This is a genomic window from Idiomarina piscisalsi, assembly GCF_002211765.1.
GTDB lineage: Bacteria > Pseudomonadota > Gammaproteobacteria > Enterobacterales > Alteromonadaceae > Idiomarina > Idiomarina piscisalsi_A.
In genome coordinates this window covers 1,709,887-1,726,319 of sequence record NZ_CP022133.1, presented here as the reverse complement: position 1 = coordinate 1,726,319, position 16,433 = coordinate 1,709,887, and the positions used below count along the sequence as shown (strand labels likewise).

Here is a 16,433-nt window from a genome sequence, read left to right as displayed (position 1 = left end):
GTGAGTTTTGCGACGAATCTACTTATAATGTCTCGTCGTTTTACCGGTAAATTAGGAAAGCCTTATTATGTTAGAGAGGATTCGGGAAGGTTCGCAGAGCTTTACTGCTAAAGCCATTCTGGTATTAATCATTCTAACTTTTGCTCTAGCAGGTGTTGGTGGCTATATCACCAGCGGCACAGAAGACGCTGTAGCAGAAGTTAACGGGGAAGAAATTCCTCAAAGTGCTTATGACAGAGCGTATGAAAACGAGCGTAGCCGCTTACAAGAGCAGTTCGGCGATATGTTTTCTGCCATCACTTCAGACCCCAACTACATGAAAAACGTAAGAAGTGGTGTGTTGGAACAACTCATTGATCAGGAACTACTGAGACAATATGCTGAGTCTCAGGGAATGCGTGTTGGCCCAGACCAAGTCAAAGCAGCTATTCGCGATATTCCTCAGTTCCGTACAGCCGGGCAGTTCGATAATGACATTTATTTAATGTCACTGCGAAATGCGGGGTATACGCCGGAATCTTTTGCCAACCTAATGCAACAGGACATGACTCGCAATCAGTTATTGCGCGGGCTTGCCGGCAGCGAATTCGTCCTAACGCCGGAAGCTTTGGCGTTTATGCGTTTGCAAAGCCAAACACGCTCAGGTGGCTTTCTGGTACTTAACAACGAAGACTTTGCTGATGCAGTGGAAATTACTGACGCTGATGTCGACACTTTCTATCAGCAAAATCAGGATATGTTCCGCACCGAAGAACAGCTTAGTGTTGCTTATGTTGAACTGTCGCTAGCCGACATTGAGCAGTCGGTTGATATTACTGAAGAAGAAGTGCGCGAATATTATGAACAGCGCCAACAACAGTATACGACAGAAGAAGAACGCCGTGTTTCTCACATTTTGATTGAGCATGACACTGAAAATGCGCAGCAGAAAGCGGAAGAGGCGCTTCAGGAACTACAAAATGGTGCTGATTTTGCTGACGTTGCTCAGTCCTATTCAGATGATACGTTCTCTGCTGAACAAGGCGGTGACCTTGACTGGATAGAGAAAGGCGTAATGGATGAAGACTTTGACGATGCAGCCTTTGCGCTTGAGAACGTAGGAGATACTTCTGGTGTTGTTGAGACCAGCTTCGGTTATCACATTATTAAGCTGACAGACTTACGACCTGGATCTGTGACGCCTTTCGATGAAGTCAAAGACGAAGTGAAACAGCAGTTATTGGCTCAGCAAGCGGAAGATCGCTATTTCGAGCTGCAGCAAAAGCTGGCGGAGATTTCGTTCGAGCAGCCAGACACGCTAGAACCTGCCGCTGAAGAGCTGGGTGTTGAAGTGAAGCGCACAGACTTATTTACACGAAACCGTGCTCCGACAACGCTGAGTGACGATGTCGTGCTGAACAATATTTTCTCTGAACAGCTCATTGAAGAGAAGTTGAACAGTGAAATTATAGAAACAACGGATGATCGTTCATTGGTTGTCCGTGTGACTGAGCACCAGCCAGAGCGTGTGAAAGATATGGCTGAAGTTCGTGATCAAATTGTCGAGCAATTGCGCGTAAAAAAGGCTCAGCAGCTTGCTTTGCAACAGGCACAGGCAACCGCTGAACAATGGCGAGCGGGTACAGAGCCGGGTGGAGAGGTCACTTTAGTGGATAGCATCCAACGGAATAGCCGTGAGTACTCAAGCACTTTAGTGCAGGAGCTGTTTAGGCTGACACCTAAAGCAAATGGCGAGCCTACTTATGAAGCCGTAACATTACCTAACGGGGATGCTGCAATCGTTGCATTAACCTCAGTAACAGCCGGTAACCCAGATGAAGCTCAAATGGATGGTTTAAAAGAGCAATTACAAAACCGTAAGGCTCAGGTAATGCTTCAGTCATTTATTGATACGTTAAAAGCGGATGCCGAAATTCGCAGAATGCGTCTTCAGTAAGTCACTACAGAGTAGTTGGAAGTTAAGAGCCCGGCTTTAGCCGGGCTTTTTTAGTTCTTAAGATGGGTAGAGTTGTGGCAAGTTTGAGTGTTGTCTTTTTACGTTCAAATTGTCTACTTGCTTTCTGACTTTCTGATAAAGCACTTTACCTTCTGTCCATTGAGAGCCACCAACATTGTATAGGGACGCCTGCAGTGGCGTTATTTCGTCCTCAATATTCAGATATTTAGCAATGTCCGCAAGGCTCTTAAAAGAACCGTCCAAATGCGTATGAGCCCAATTAATAAGGCTCTCTTGTGCTGCTTTAGCATCGTTGTTTTTGCAGGCTTTCTGAAAGTCTTGCCATGATTTACTGCGGTTTAAATTATCTGCACTTTCAGGCTTAACGGTTTTCTCCTGGCGTTTAACACTATTGCGCTTAATCAGCAGGTACAGGTTAAGCAGCAACGAAATGGCTAATCCGACCGCTAAGGCCCCGATGACCCAAATCGGAACCAACGGTTTAGGCGCAACCGTATTGCTGTTCGGTCTCTCAGAGGTGTTCGTAGTTTCAATACTTTCAGAGTCTGGCCTGCTGTCAGTCGGCGCAGCCTCAGTGATATCACTTTGCGTCATGCCCGCAGGCATGATCACGGGTAAGGTCATACTCTCCGTTTTAGCCAAGGTTCGTTGCTCGGTTTTGGTATTAAACCAAGGCAGCTCAAACTCAGGAATTGTTAAATTACCTGCTTGCTCTGGTACAAGCGCAAAACTGACGGTTTTTTGAGAAATCACCACACCATTTCGAGTGAAACTGTCGGTTTCATCGTTGTCTGGGTAGACTCTGAAGCTGCTCGGAAAATCCGGTGCTATTTCTGGTAGTTGCTCAGGTTTCACTCCCACTGCCGTCAGCATATAAGACAAGGTAATAGGCTCTCCAGCTTTGTACTCCTCCTGCTCTGGGCTTATTGATGCTGATAAGCTGACCAACTCGCTGGGTAACCAGTGTCCGGTCCATGAGTCCGGCACCGGTTGCACATTAACGTCAATGCCTTCGGCTATTGCGCTCACTGGTTGGGTGTTTGAAAAAGAGGAAAAGATTGAGCGCTGCCCCTGTGTGAAAACCTCACCGTCAAAACGAGCGCCGGGTATGGTGATAGAGCCTGATTTGTTAGGCGTTATTTGGTAAACGCGTTGGTAAACCTTATAACGGCGACCGTTGACCATTTGTGTGCTTTCTTCGTCACGGCCTATCTGTTGCACATCGGCATTGTCGACCTGAGGTGGCACCAGATTACCTTTATTTAAGTCGGCTGCCAGAAACAGGCGGGCAACATAGGTAATTGGCTGTTGAAAATAGACATTGGTTGAATCAATTTGCGCTTCAATAAAGGCAATTCTCTGCTCAGTGTTGCTGTCGCTTCCCTGTTCAAGCACACGCAAATTAATTGGTTTAGACGACACTCCTTTAATAGTAATTTCCGGAATGGTGTACTCGCCGGGAGACTGTGGAATCAGTACCGTGGTAAAGCGTGTTTGCTTGCTGAGGTTGCCATTTACCATAGAGGTCTGGCGGCTGACAGAAGTGCGGCCGACAACAAAGTCCTCGAGCAGTTTTGACGCCTCAAATGTGTTATTCGATACGTCATCGTTAACCGTGACTGTCAGCACAAAAGACTCGTTTGCGGTCACTGGGTTTCTGTCGACCGTTGCTGTTACCTCGGTTACATCAGCGTTTGCGAGGCCACTGATTAACATTAGTAAAACAACGAGCAAGTTTACGGCTCTTACCATTTTTTCTTCTCTCCTTGTGGCTGAGAAGCTCTACGCTGGTTGCGGCGCTGGCTTTCCAATAACATCTTATTTCTTAGCAGTATGCTGGGATCATCCGGTACACGGTTCATCCATTGCTCTAGTTGACGTGCTTTTTCAGGATCAATCTCTCCCTCTTTAAATTGAGCGTTTTGTTGCTCTGCTTGACCATCAGCACTGTCTTCTCTTTGCTCTTTCGCTTTTTTGCGCTCAGCGTCGTCCTGCGGCTCTTGTTCTTTCGGGTTTTGCCCCTGCTGTTGTTGAGCGTCTCTATTTTGGGGCTGCGATTGGGAATCTGAGTTGTCGCCTTGCTGGTTTTGGCCTTGGTTGTTGTTTTGGTTATTACCCTGATTATCATTCGACTGCTCAGAATTTTTATCTGACTCTGAGTTTTCATCGCCAGATTCACCAGACTGCTCTTGTTGCTGCTTTTCTTGTAGCTTTTTCACTACATCCAAATTTTCTTTGGCTTGTTGCCAGTTCGGGCGTTGCTCTAAAGCTTGTTGGTAAGCTTCTGACGCCTGCTCGAATTGCTGCTGCTGCGCCAGCGCATTACCCCGGTTATAATGAGCTTCGGCCGAGTTGCTTTGGGCAAAAGAATCAGCCGCTTCGGCATACTGGCCTTGTTTGTAAAGTGCAGCACCTTTTCGAAGCGGGTCAGAGCTGAGCTCCGATGCGCGCTCAAACTGTTCGTTCTGATAAAGCTGTTGGGCACGCTGTTCGTTGTTTAAAAATAGCGAACTTAGCGCACCCTCAGAGTTATTCGGCTTAGTCTCCTGAGCATAGGCCTTCGGGGTGGATAACGACATTGGTATGATGAATGTCAGTATGAGTGGCGTCAAAAGGGTACCTCGACGCCAGCTCGCCAGTAATAAAGGCAGAATGAAAAGGGCGAGATAAGGGCCCATATCTTTCCAGGCGTCTCCCCGCTGTTGCTGCTCGTTGTCTTTACCTTCACGGCTGAGTGGTGGCAATGCGGTGAGCGCTTCGATGTCATCGTTGGTTGATGTCGCCTGAACAAAAACACCGTTGGTTATTTGTGCTAAGTCACTTAACCGACCCGGAAACAGTTTCGCTATGACGACTCGGCCATTTTCTTTGACCAAACTGCCATTTGCGTTTCGCACGGGAGCTCCGTCTTCTGTTCCCACGCCTAAAATTGAGACTCTGTGTTCAATATCGCGCAAGTAGTCCGTTAATGGCTGTAGGTCGCGACTGCTGATACCATCTGTTAACCAGTAAATGTCGCCTTGCGGGTACCCGGCGTTCGCGAGAAGCTCGTTAGCCAGTTTAAGGGCGCGTAAGGGCTCACTCCCTTCCAACGGCATGATTTCCGGCGACAATGAGGGTATTAAGTTGATTAAATTTCGGTTGTCAGCGGTTAACGGGCTAATGGTAAATGCGTCGTCGGCATAGGCAATTAAGCCCGTATCGCCGTCAAGACCGGAGCGCACCAGATCAATGGCTTTAAAACGCAACTGGGTCAGTCGGTTAGGTGTAACGTCTTCGGCTAACAGTGACGGTGACATGTCCATAATAACCACCTGACCGGATTCTAACTGATAAACCGGTTGTGGCAGCTTTTCCCAAGTCGGTCCGGCAAGAGCCGCACTGGCAATAATTAGCATTAAAGCAAGTCGGTGAATCGGCCAGCTGGATGCTTTGCCTCCGGAGTTGACCAGCACCTTCGCTAAATGGCCAGGAAGAAACTGATTCCATCCGGCTTCATGTTTATTTTGTCTAAGCAGTCGCCAGTACATAAGGGCAACAGGGAGCAATGCAATAAGCCACCAGGGGCGAATAAAATGAAAGTCGCTCATTGTGACACCCTCCATGGCTTGTAGCGATTCAGGGCAAATGCCATTAAAGCAATAAAGCACAGTGAAAGCGGCCAGTGAAACAAACTGGCTCTGGGGCGAAGCTGCTGAGGGTCATCGTCCACGGGCTCCAGTTCATCCAGCAATGTATAAATATTTTCGAGCTCTTCGGTACTTCTGGCGCGGAAATATTCGCCACCGGTCTCGCTGGCTAACTTCTGCATTAAAGGTATGTCTAAATCGCGGCTTGGGTTAACCCGGCGCTGCCCGAAAAAGCTATCAACGACCACTTCTTCTGCGCCAACGGCAATTGGGTAAATAGTGACGTCATAACTTTTAGCCAGCTCTAAAGCTTGCTCCGGAGTTAAATTACCTGCGGTGTTTTGACCATCAGTGAGCAAAATGAGTACTCGATTGGTTTGCTCATCTTGCTGAAAGCGTTTAACCGCGAGGGCTATCGCATCGCCAATGGCGGTTCTTTCACCGACCAGCCCAAGTACCGATTCATTCAGCATTTGTGCAATAGTCTGTCGGTCATACGTCATGGGCGCCTGTAAATAGGCGGTGTCGCCAAATAAGATAAGCCCCAGACGATCGCCTTCGCGACGCGTAATAAAGTCGCTGAGCACATGTTTGACCATCGACAACCGGTCGACCGACTGGCCGTTAATTTCCATATCGGCAATTTCCATGCTGCCCGACAAGTCTACTGCCAACATCATCTCCCTGCCTTCAGAGCGGGTTGCAACCGGCTCACCTAACCATTGTGGACGAGCAGTAGCCGAAACGAGTGACACCCAGGCAATGGCTAGTAACGTTAAGAAAAGCCACTGGCTCTTTAGAGTTTGCTGCTCACTGGACAGCCCATATAAGTTGGGGAGTCGAATAGCTGAACGGGTGTTCTTGCGAGTGGGTATTAACCACCAGACCAACGCTGGCAGCGGTAAAAAAAGAAACATCCAGGGCCAGGCAAACTCAAACATTGTGTTCTCCCGGCATTTTACTCAGGTCTAACTGCAACCATTGGCAGCCAACTGCTTTGTATAGCTCACAAAATGCATTACTTGCTTGTCCGTATAGCTCGCTATTAATGTCGTACTGCTGTAATTCCGCGTTAAAGTGTTGCTGCGACTTTTCGCTCATACCTGAGAGTAAAAACGCGATCCACTCTTGTCCGTGTAAGTTAGAAACCGTTTGCTGAGGATAATATACAAGCGCCACGCGCTTAAGTAATCGGGTGATTTGCTCAGTGGTGGCTGGCGTTAATGTTTGTAATTGTTTGTAGGCTTCACGGCGAGCCCGTGCCCTTAACCGCCGTTGAACCAACCAATAACTAATGGACGCGACAATTGCGATGAATAGTAAGGCGGCACCAAGGCTCCACCAGGTCGGTGGCCACCAACTGGCATCAGCCGGCGGGACAATGTCATTGAGCTGACTGAGCGATGCTTGTTGTATCATGAAATATCGCTCCACTGTACTTCAATCGGTTGCGCACTGCTCACCGGTGTAAACAGCAGCTGCCGGTTTGCAAAACTCTTTTCAAGCGCCTGCCAGTGGCTCTGGGCCGCTTTTTCGTATGTGTCTGTCTGACGTTTATTGGTTAAGTCGATATCGACTTGTTGTTGACCACTAGACACAGCTAAAGGCTGAATGGAATGTCCTTGAGGAAGCGCTTTTTCCATCGGATCATAAACACCGTAGCAACGCACCATGTTATGTTTCGATAACACTTGCAGCCCATCAACAATGTTTTTGTCGGCATTATGAAAATCACTAATAACATGAATAATACTACCGGGCTTCACCAGTTGACGTAATCGCTTTAACGATTCGGACATCGGCTCTGCGGGAGCCGGCCCCTTTTTCTGCCAGCGCGCTAAGCTATCTTTACTCACGTCAACAAGACCGTGCAATAGCCGTAGTACGCCTTGTTGGCGCGCGGCCGGTTTAAACTCATTATGAAGCCAGCCATTGCTAATGAGTCCGCCGACACGGTCACCTTTGTGCTGCGCCTGCCAGGCAATGGCCGCAGCAAGGTGCGCAGCCTGGACCGACTTAAATACAAACTCACTGCCAAATAACTGAGACAATGACAAATCGACCCAAATGAACACGGGCTTTTCTTTTTCTTCCCGGTACAGCTTGGTATGGGCTTTACCGGTTCTGGCTGTTACGCGCCAGTCAATAGCACGAATGTCGTCGCCGGCCTGATAATGCCTCACTTCGTCAAACTCCATACCGCGCCCCCGAACTTTACTGAGTAAAGGGCCGGACACCGTTGTTCGCGGTAGCTTTTTTTTGTGCTTAGCAAAAGCGGCAATTTTACTGCGATAATACATAAGCTCCTGCATACCCAGTGAAATACCATCGGTATGCAGTTGTTTTAGCCATTGTGAAACGTCCAGTTGAGGCATTACGGCGCTGGCACCAGTTTCAGTATTGTATCGATAACTTGATCGTGCGTGACGCCGTCAGCTTCAGCCTGATAACTCAGTATGATTCGATGGCGTAATACGTTATGGCAAATGGACATAACGTCGTCCGGCGTGACAAAGTCACGACCTGCCAGCCAAGCTTGAGCACGTGCGCAGCGCTCTAATGAAATAGTGGCACGCGGGCTGGCGCCATAACCAATCCATGAAGCCAGGTTGGCGTCATAGTGCTGAGGTTGGCGAGTGGCGATAATTAACTGAACTAAATAATTCTCTACGGCGTCGTCCAGGTACACTTCCAACACTTCTTTACGAGCATTGAATAAGTCTGCCTGCGTCAGCGGTTTGGGCGCTGGCATTTGCTCGTTGAGCGCCTCCCCGCGGGTCAGTCTGAGAATTTTTTGTTCGGTTTCTGCGTCAGGATAGTCCAGCTTTAAATGCATTAAGAAGCGGTCTAATTGTGCTTCAGGAAGCGGATAGGTGCCTTCCTGCTCTAACGGGTTTTGTGTTGCCAGCACCATAAATAAGTCAGACAGCGGATAACTGCGTTGTCCCACGGTAATTTGGCGTTCGGCCATAGCCTCCAGCAACGCTGACTGAACCTTGGCCGGAGCCCGGTTAATCTCATCCGCTAAAATCAAGTTATGGAACAAAGGACCTTGTTGGAACTCAAAAGTCCCGGTCTCGGGACGGTAAATATCCGTACCGGTCAAGTCAGCGGGTAGTAAGTCGGGAGTAAACTGAATACGGTGAAAATCGCCCTCAATGCCATTCGCTAAACTCTGCACTGCGCGAGTTTTGGCAAGGCCTGGCGGTCCTTCCACCAATAAGTGTCCATCGGCTAATACCGCGATTAATAAATTACGGGTAAAGTCGGGTTGTCCCAGAACCTGCTGATTCAGGTAGTCTTGTAATTGTTGAAATGCTGTCGATGACATCTTGACTCCAGGCTGTCGAATCCGGTGAAAAGTGACTATGCTGTCAGTACCGTTTATGCAATGACAGTAACAATGTAGTCTTTGTTCCGAATTTTCAATTGTATTGCCATACTGTACCGAAAACGAAGGTTTTAATCTGCTCTATTAAGCGCTAGAATTTGTAACATATTTTGTGGTCAGACCAGTAATGGTTGATGAAGCGAGGAAAAGTTATGTCAGAAGCACAGCAAGTGCGTACCGTTAACGGTGAACGTATCGCCTTTGTGTCGGGGTTACGAACGCCGTTTGCTAAGCAGGCAACAGAGTTTCACGGCGTGCCGGCGGTTGATCTTGGCAAAATGGTCGTTCAGGAGCTGGTCAATAAAACCGGTATTGAAGGCGAGTGGGTCGAGCAGTTGGTATTTGGGCAAGTTGTTCAAATGCCGGAGGCGCCGAATATTGCGCGCGAAATAGTGTTAGGCACCAGCTTACCGGTGAACACCGACGCCTACAGTGTGTCACGTGCGTGTGCAACGAGCTTTCAGTCTGCGGTTAATATTGCAGAAGCAATGATCGCCGGACATATTCGTGGTGGTATTGCCGGTGGTGCTGATTCTTCGTCGGTATTGCCTATAGGTGTGAGTAAACGCTTAGCTCGCGCGTTGGTTGATCTGAATAAAGCCAAGACACTGGGTCAGCGCTTATCGATTTTAAAACGTCTTAAGTTTAAAGATTTAATGCCAGTGCCGCCTGCTGTGGCTGAGTACTCAACCGGTTTGAGCATGGGCCAGACTGCAGAGCAAATGGCTAAAACCCACAGTATTAGTCGTGCTGACCAAGACGAACTGACCGTGCGTTCGCATCAAAAGGCGCACGCAGCGTGGGAAGCAGGATGGTTGGACAGCGAAGTTATGACGGCCTACCCAGAACCCTATAAAAAGCACTTAAGCCGCGACAACAATATTCGAGGTGACAGCCAGGTCGACAAACTCTCAAAGCTGAAGCCAGTGTTTGACCGCAAGCACGGCTCGGTTACAGCAGCCAATAGTACGCCGTTAACCGATGGTGCTTCTGCCGTATTGATGATGACGGAAAGCCGGGCAAAAGAGTTAGGGCTACCTGTGCTGGGATATTTACGCAGCTACGCCTTTGCGGCGCTGCAGGTCGAAGAAGATATGCTGATGGGGCCGTCTTATTCTACGCCAGTTGCGCTCGACAGAGCGGGTATGACGCTAAACGATCTCGATTTAATTGATATGCATGAAGCTTTTGCAGCACAAACATTAGCCAATATGAAAATGTTTGCTAGTGACAAATTTGCGAAGGAAAAGCTAGGACGTGACAAAGCCATTGGCGACATTGATATGGACAAATTTAACGTACTGGGCGGCTCAATTGCCTATGGGCACCCGTTTGCAGCAACCGGTACGCGTATGATTACGCAAACGTTGAATGAATTACGTCGACGCGGCGGTGGTGTTGGTTTGACAACAGCCTGTGCCGCGGGTGGATTAGGTGCTGCAATGATTGTGGAGACAGAATAATGAGTCAGGATAAAGCATTCACGATGGATATACGCGACGACGGCGTAGCTGTTGTCACAATTGATGTTCCGGGTGAGTCGATGAATACCTTAAAAGACTCATTTGCGGATGAAGTTGGTTCGCTGCTGAACAAGCTGGAAAGCGACAGCTCAATTAAGGGCGTTGTTTTTATCAGTGGTAAACCCGGTTCGTTCATTGCCGGCGCTGATATTAATATGATCAACGACTGCGAAACCGCTGCGGATACAGAAAGCTTGGCTCGTAAGGGGCAGGCCATGTTTGACCGTATTGAGCAGTTGGATGTACCGGTCGTGGCCGCTATTAATGGTGCATGCCTTGGTGGTGGACTTGAGCTTGCTATGGCATGTCATGTCCGTGTTTGTACGGATAACTCAAAGACTGTGCTTGGTTTGCCGGAAGTGCAGTTAGGCCTTCTGCCAGGCAGTGGTGGCACGCAGCGTTTGCCGCGTCTGGTGGGTATTCAGCAGGGCTTAACCATGATGCTAACCGGCAAGCAATTGCGCGCTAAGCAAGCGAAGAAAGCGGGCTTAGTAACAGAAGTTGTGCCGCAAAGTATTTTACTGGATGTGGCGGTAGAGCATGCACTGAAACGCAAACCCAAAGCCAGTAAACCGCCTCTGAAAGGCTTTAGTAAATTGCTGGAAGCCACTAAATTTGGTCGCGATATTATTTTCAAAAAGGCGGGTGAACAGGCGCAGAAGAAATCACAAGGTAATTATCCGGCCATTGATAAGATCATACAGACAGTACGTGAGGGTGTTGAGAGAGGTCAGGAAGCAGGGCTTGACAAAGAAGCGCGCAGTTTTGGCGAATTAGCCATGACCCCTGAGTCGTATCAACTGCGCCAGATTTTCTTCGCAACCACCGAAATGAAGAAAGAAACCGGCGCTGATGGCGTCGAGCCTGATCCGATAAAACGCGTTGGGGTTCTCGGCGGTGGCTTGATGGGCGGTGGCATTGCCTATGTAACTGCGGCTAAAGCAAACATTCCTGCACGCATTAAAGACATTTCTGAAGACGGCGTGCGTCATGCCCTGCATTACAGCTACGAGCGTTTAATTAAGAAAGTGAAGCGCAAGCACATGCGCCGTGCAGAGTATGAGAAGACCATGCTGATGTTAAGCGGTACGCTGGATTACAGCGGTTTTGAACGCACAGACGTCGTCATTGAAGCGGTTTTTGAAGATCTTGAACTGAAGCAAAAAATGGTTGCTGACATTGAAGAGAATGCGAGTGAGTCAACGATTTTTGCCACTAACACCAGTTCTCTGCCAATTACGCAAATTGCGGCTAAGGCGAAGCGCCCGGAGCAGGTTATTGGTCTGCATTACTTCTCTCCGGTCGACAAAATGCCGCTGGCAGAAATCATTACGCATGAAGGTACCTCAGATAAAACCATTGCGACCACGGTGGCATTGGCTAAAAAGCAGGGTAAGACACCTATCGTGGTAAAGGATGGTGCGGGCTTTTACGTCAACCGTATCCTGGCGCCTTACATGAACGAAGCCGCACGCTTAATGCTTGCTGGTGAACCTATTGAGAAGCTGGATAAGACGTTAGTTAAGTTTGGCTTCCCGGTTGGCCCTATGACGTTATTGGACGAAGTGGGTATTGATGTCGCGGCGAAAGTGGCGCCTATTTTGGTCAACGAATTGGGTGATAGGTTCGAGGCACCAGAGGCGTTTGAAAAGCTGATTAATGACGACCGTAAGGGTAAGAAGAATCAGAAAGGCTTTTATAAATACGGTAAAGGCGTGAAAGGTAAGCCGGTGGACACGTCAGTTTATTCGTTACTGGGCGTTGACCCGAACGAAAGTAAATCAGCCGAAGATATCGTTGATATTTGTTTGCTACCGATGCTGAATGAAGCCGTTTATTGCTTGCAGGAAGGCATTATTCGTAGTCCGCGTGACGGCGATATCGGTGCCATTTTCGGTATTGGCTTCCCGCCGTTCTTAGGTGGACCGTTCCGTTATATGGACAGTCAGGGGATTGGTAGCATCGTTGCTAAGTTGGAAGCGTTAGCTGGCGAGCGAGGCGAACGTTACACGCCGGCGCCATTGTTAAAAGAAATGGCGAAAAACGGCGAGCGTTTCTACTCTTAAGTGAGCGGTTAAACGTCAATCACGTCTGCTGTGTGCTGTTTGATAAACTCAATAAAGTCGTCAGCAGGCATTGGTTTCGCATAATAAAAGCCTTGGATGTATTCGCATTCAAGGCTTTTTAATTGCTCCAGCTGAGCTTCAGATTCAACCCCTTCGGCAATCACTTTCAGACCCAGGTTATGAGCCATACCGATAATGGAGGCCACCATGCTGCGGTCTTTCGGGCTGGTGGTTATGTCATCAATAAAGGCTTTGTCTATCTTTAAGCTGTCCATCGGGAACCGCTTAAGGTACGCCAGTGACGAATAGCCCGTTCCAAAATCATCAAGAGCCAGCTTAACTCCCATATCTGACAGGTTCTCCATCATAATAATCGCGCGTTCAGGATCGCTCATGACCATGCCTTCGGTTATTTCAAACTCAACGTGGCGCGGCTGTAGGGACTCTTCACGCAATATACTCTCTATCTGCAATGCCAGACCTGATTGCATAAACTGACGAGCTGACAGGTTAATTGCAATGGTTTTTGGCGACCCAGCGTACTGCATGAAGGTTTTCATCGCTTGGCATGATTGACGTAAAACTTGTTCCCCAAGCTCAATAATCAGACCTGTTTCCTCCGCCAAAGGAATGAAGTCTGCCGGGCTTATCTGAGAGCCATCCTCACTTTTTATTCTTGCCAGCGCTTCTATACCGGCTATGTGTCCGGTATGCACTTCAATTTTAGGCTGGTAGTAGACTTCTACGCCGTTATTTTTTAACGCTGCGCGCAGTTGGTTCTCCAGCTTCAGTCGCTGCACGGCATTCTCATTCATTGACTGGCTGAAAAACTGATAGCAATTTCCGCCACGCTGTTTAGCGTGATACATCGCCATATCGGCCTTCTGCAGAAGTTCTTGTGAGGTAATGCCGTCATGTGGAAACAGGACAATACCAATGGAACTGCCAATAACAATATCGTGATTGTTAACAGAATAGGGCTCTGCAATGGTGCGGTTAATTTTGTGCGCTAAGTCACCAATAAGATGCAAGTCAGTACTGTCTTCGATCAATAAACCGAACTCATCACCACCCAGCCGGTACAGTGTGTCCTGCCGCCGACTAATATCCATAAGCCGCTCAGCGACCAGGCAGAGCAAGTCATCACCAACTTCATGTCCCAGCGAGTCGTTTATCTTTTTAAAGTCATCTAAGTCAAACAACAGCAGGGTGTGAGAGACTTTTTTACGCACTAAGTTCGAGTGACTTACCTGAAAGTATGAGCGGTTAGGCAAACCGGTTAAGGTGTCCGTATTTGATAAGCGGCGAAGTTCGCTTTCCGTGCGCTGGCGCTCAGTGACATCAGAGAAGCTGGCAACAATGAAAGATAAGTCGCCTTCATCATCGTGCACAGCGTCTAAGGTTAATTCCATTAAAAATTCGCTGCCGTCAGCTTTTAGGTCGCTTAACTCACCACGCCAGGTCCCTTCTTTAATAACCGTACGTTTAATCTGGTTAGTAAATTCTTCAGAGTATAAGTCGAGATGAAAGCTTTTACTCAACACCTGCTCCCGCGGGTATCCCAGTATGCGCTCAAAGGCTTTGTTGACCTCTACTTTCTTGAAGAAGCGATCGAAAATACAAATACCGTCAGAAATATTGGTAATGGACGCTGCCAGCATATCAATTCGGTCTTGTGAGCTGACGAGACTACTTATATCACTGAGTGTACCGTGCATGACCGTAGAGCTATTGCTACGCTCGAGACAACCCTGATCAAGCACCCAAAGCCAGTTGCCATTGTTGTTGATACGGTAAGAGCATTCATAATAATCAGACTCGCCGTTTAAATGTTTGTCCAGGGCGGACTGCATACGAAGAACGTCGCCGGGATGAATGTTCGATGCGGTACTTTCTGGTGACTTCAAGCGGCGGCCGTCGACGGGAAATGACGGGCACTGTGGCCAGATATACTGTCTTAAAAGTTCACCGGTCAATAAATCCCATTGCCAATATTGACTGCGACTAAACCGTAACGCTTTTGCCTGTCCGTCGAGAGAGGCAATAACGCTATTGATACGTTTCAATTTTTGGCGGTACAGGGCTACCACTATGACCAGTAGCAAGAAACTAATGGCTAAGTAACTAATATAAGCGTACGGCGTACCCCAGAATGAGTGAGAAATGCGATAACTTGTTTGGCTTTCAGTAGACCAATTTTCGCCATCCATAGAGGCCTGAACGGTTAACTGATAGGTGCCGGGTATTGATTGTTCAAGGCGCAGTGGTAACTCAGAATGAGTCAGATAAGCCCATTTGTCGGAGTCACTGTCGAGTCTGTAGCGATAAATGAGTTCGTCCACAGGACTAAAGAATGGAATGGAAAACCAGGCGTTGAGCGCCTGATTCGTTTGCGTTGTATCAATAGCGAGCGATGAATAGAACAATGATGGCGCATTATTTATTGTTTGTTTTGCGCCAATTTCTGAAAAGTCATCTATTGGGAACGCCGCTTTGTCAGAATGAAGCCAAAGTGTATCGCCTAGACGAGTAAGCCAAAAATCATCCATTGGAGAATGATTTAGGGGCATTTGCAGCCAGGTTTGGGTGACCGTGTTATACCGATACAGTTGATGACTTAATGTGAGTAAATACACATTGTCTGAGTAGGCTTCTATGTCTTTTAATTGCTCTTGGCTTGGAGGATTTACGATTTCGATGATTTCTTCTTTGGCGAAATCATAATGGACAATGCCTAAGTCGGATTCAACCCAATAATTATGATTGTTCACTCGGCTGAAAGTGCTTGCTTGTTTAAGCGGGCCAGGTAGGTAGGATTGAGTATTTCCACTCAGTCTATTGGGTCTCGTAAAACTTTTAAGGATGGCCGGCGCATAGTTTGTCGGAATTTCATAAAGCCCGTTAGACTCGGTTACAATGTATAAATCGCCGTTAACATTGAATGTTAACTTGCCCGTGATGTCGCCAGTCGTCAGCTGCTTTAATGCTCCGGAATTCAACGTGTAAACGGATTTTTCGGTTGCAATAAATAACTGCTTCTCGTGAACCTTTATATCAACAATAACTTCGTTGAGCTTTTCTATGGCTTTAGGCGTAGGCACTTTTCGTAGTTCATCATTGAGTACTTTGATGCCATTATCTGTCGCAAGCCAAAGGTTATCGTTAAAAGACGTCAAGGTGTATAGATTCGTTGCGTCGAGTTTGTCTGTAATCGGGTTGTTCTTTGTAATTGAAAATACATTTTTGGATGAGCCATCCCAAACGTAGATCCCGCCTGTCACCGTGCTTAACCAAAACCAATCGTTATGAAAATGGATAAAACGGATACCTGTAATGGATTGACCGCTGTACCTGAGTGGCTGCTCTTTGAAGGAGTGAGTTTGCGCGTCGAAAATAATCAGGTTTTCCGTTGTTGCTAAAAGCAGTCGGTTGTTCTTAGCTGAGCTGATATGGTTTAGCTGTACCGTCCTCTGGTTGTGGTTGGGCAAGGCGAATGAGGCCCATGAGCGATCCGATGATAGTATCCACAAGCGTTCTTTGTCTGCCGCCCATAGTCGGTCTTTAGTGCCCAACAAACGCGCTGAGGAAGGCTTTTCTATGGAATTAATATCGTTAGTTGAAGTAAACTTCTTGCCATCGTATCGAACAAGTTCTTTCGCTGTTGATACCCAAAGGAAGCCTTGAGGGCCGATCGTTACATCGTCCACATAGTTACTGGGTAACCCGTCAGCCGTCGTAATGAAATGTCCATTCTGTACCTGAAGGAGAGGTGGGACATCGGTCTCGGAATAGGCTAAGCCGGTAAACAAAAGTAAAAAGCATGCGTAGGTGCACTTCCACACCTTTGTTGGCAAAGTCATTATCACA

At 47.8% G+C, this 16,433-nt stretch carries 10 protein-coding genes; 3 read left to right on the top strand and 7 right to left on the bottom strand.

Annotation, left to right across the window (positions count from 1 at the left end; all coding sequences use genetic code 11):
- Positions 1-67: 67 nt before the first annotated feature.
- Positions 68-1,936 (top strand): SurA N-terminal domain-containing protein, encoded by a 1,869-nt coding sequence (locus CEW91_RS08380; RefSeq protein WP_088768544.1) that lies wholly within the window; start codon positions 68-70, stop codon positions 1,934-1,936.
- 57 nt (positions 1,937-1,993) lie between these two features.
- Here CEW91_RS08380 and CEW91_RS08375 read toward each other — a convergent pair whose 3' ends face one another.
- Genes CEW91_RS08375 through CEW91_RS08350 form a run of 6 tightly spaced genes read right to left on the bottom strand, consistent with a single transcriptional unit; the run spans position 1,994 to position 8,917 of the window.
- On the bottom strand, positions 1,994-3,709 hold the full coding sequence (locus CEW91_RS08375) for a BatD family protein (protein ID WP_088768543.1): 1,716 nt from the start codon (positions 3,707-3,709) through the stop codon (positions 1,994-1,996).
- Positions 3,703-5,547 carry a vWA domain-containing protein gene (locus CEW91_RS08370; protein WP_088768542.1) on the bottom strand — a complete coding sequence of 615 codons (1,845 nt, stop codon included), beginning with the start codon at positions 5,545-5,547 and terminating at the stop codon, positions 3,703-3,705. Before CEW91_RS08370 ends, CEW91_RS08375 begins: the two co-directional genes overlap by 7 nt.
- Positions 5,544-6,527: a vWA domain-containing protein gene (locus CEW91_RS08365; RefSeq protein WP_088768541.1), complete on the bottom strand. Its 984-nt coding sequence runs from the start codon at positions 6,525-6,527 to the stop codon at positions 5,544-5,546. The genes CEW91_RS08370 and CEW91_RS08365 overlap by 4 nt, the downstream gene beginning before the upstream one ends.
- Positions 6,520-7,005: a DUF4381 domain-containing protein gene (locus CEW91_RS08360; protein WP_088768540.1), complete on the bottom strand. Its 486-nt coding sequence runs from the start codon at positions 7,003-7,005 to the stop codon at positions 6,520-6,522. The genes CEW91_RS08365 and CEW91_RS08360 overlap by 8 nt, the downstream gene beginning before the upstream one ends.
- The gene (locus CEW91_RS08355; protein ID WP_088768539.1) at positions 7,002-7,961 is read right to left on the bottom strand and encodes a DUF58 domain-containing protein; all 960 of its coding nucleotides are present in this window, start codon (positions 7,959-7,961) and stop codon (positions 7,002-7,004) included. Before CEW91_RS08355 ends, CEW91_RS08360 begins: the two co-directional genes overlap by 4 nt.
- Entirely contained in the window at positions 7,961-8,917 is a 957-nt protein-coding gene (locus tag CEW91_RS08350; protein WP_058579430.1) for an AAA family ATPase, read from the bottom strand. Before CEW91_RS08350 ends, CEW91_RS08355 begins: the two co-directional genes overlap by 1 nt.
- Before the next feature lie 212 nt (positions 8,918-9,129).
- Here CEW91_RS08350 and fadI point away from each other — a divergent pair, with 212 nt between their 5' ends.
- Positions 9,130-10,440 (top strand): acetyl-CoA C-acyltransferase FadI, encoded by a 1,311-nt coding sequence (gene fadI, locus CEW91_RS08345; protein WP_088768538.1) that lies wholly within the window; start codon positions 9,130-9,132, stop codon positions 10,438-10,440.
- Positions 10,440-12,566, top strand: coding sequence for a fatty acid oxidation complex subunit alpha FadJ (gene fadJ, locus CEW91_RS08340; RefSeq protein WP_088768537.1), 2,127 nt, complete (start codon positions 10,440-10,442; stop codon positions 12,564-12,566). The genes fadI and fadJ overlap by 1 nt, the downstream gene beginning before the upstream one ends.
- Before the next feature lie 8 nt (positions 12,567-12,574).
- Here the strand turns inward: fadJ and CEW91_RS08335 are convergent, their stop codons facing one another.
- Entirely contained in the window at positions 12,575-16,426 is a 3,852-nt protein-coding gene (locus CEW91_RS08335) for an EAL domain-containing protein (RefSeq protein ID WP_088768536.1), read from the bottom strand.
- Between the last annotated feature and the right edge of the window lie 7 nt (positions 16,427-16,433).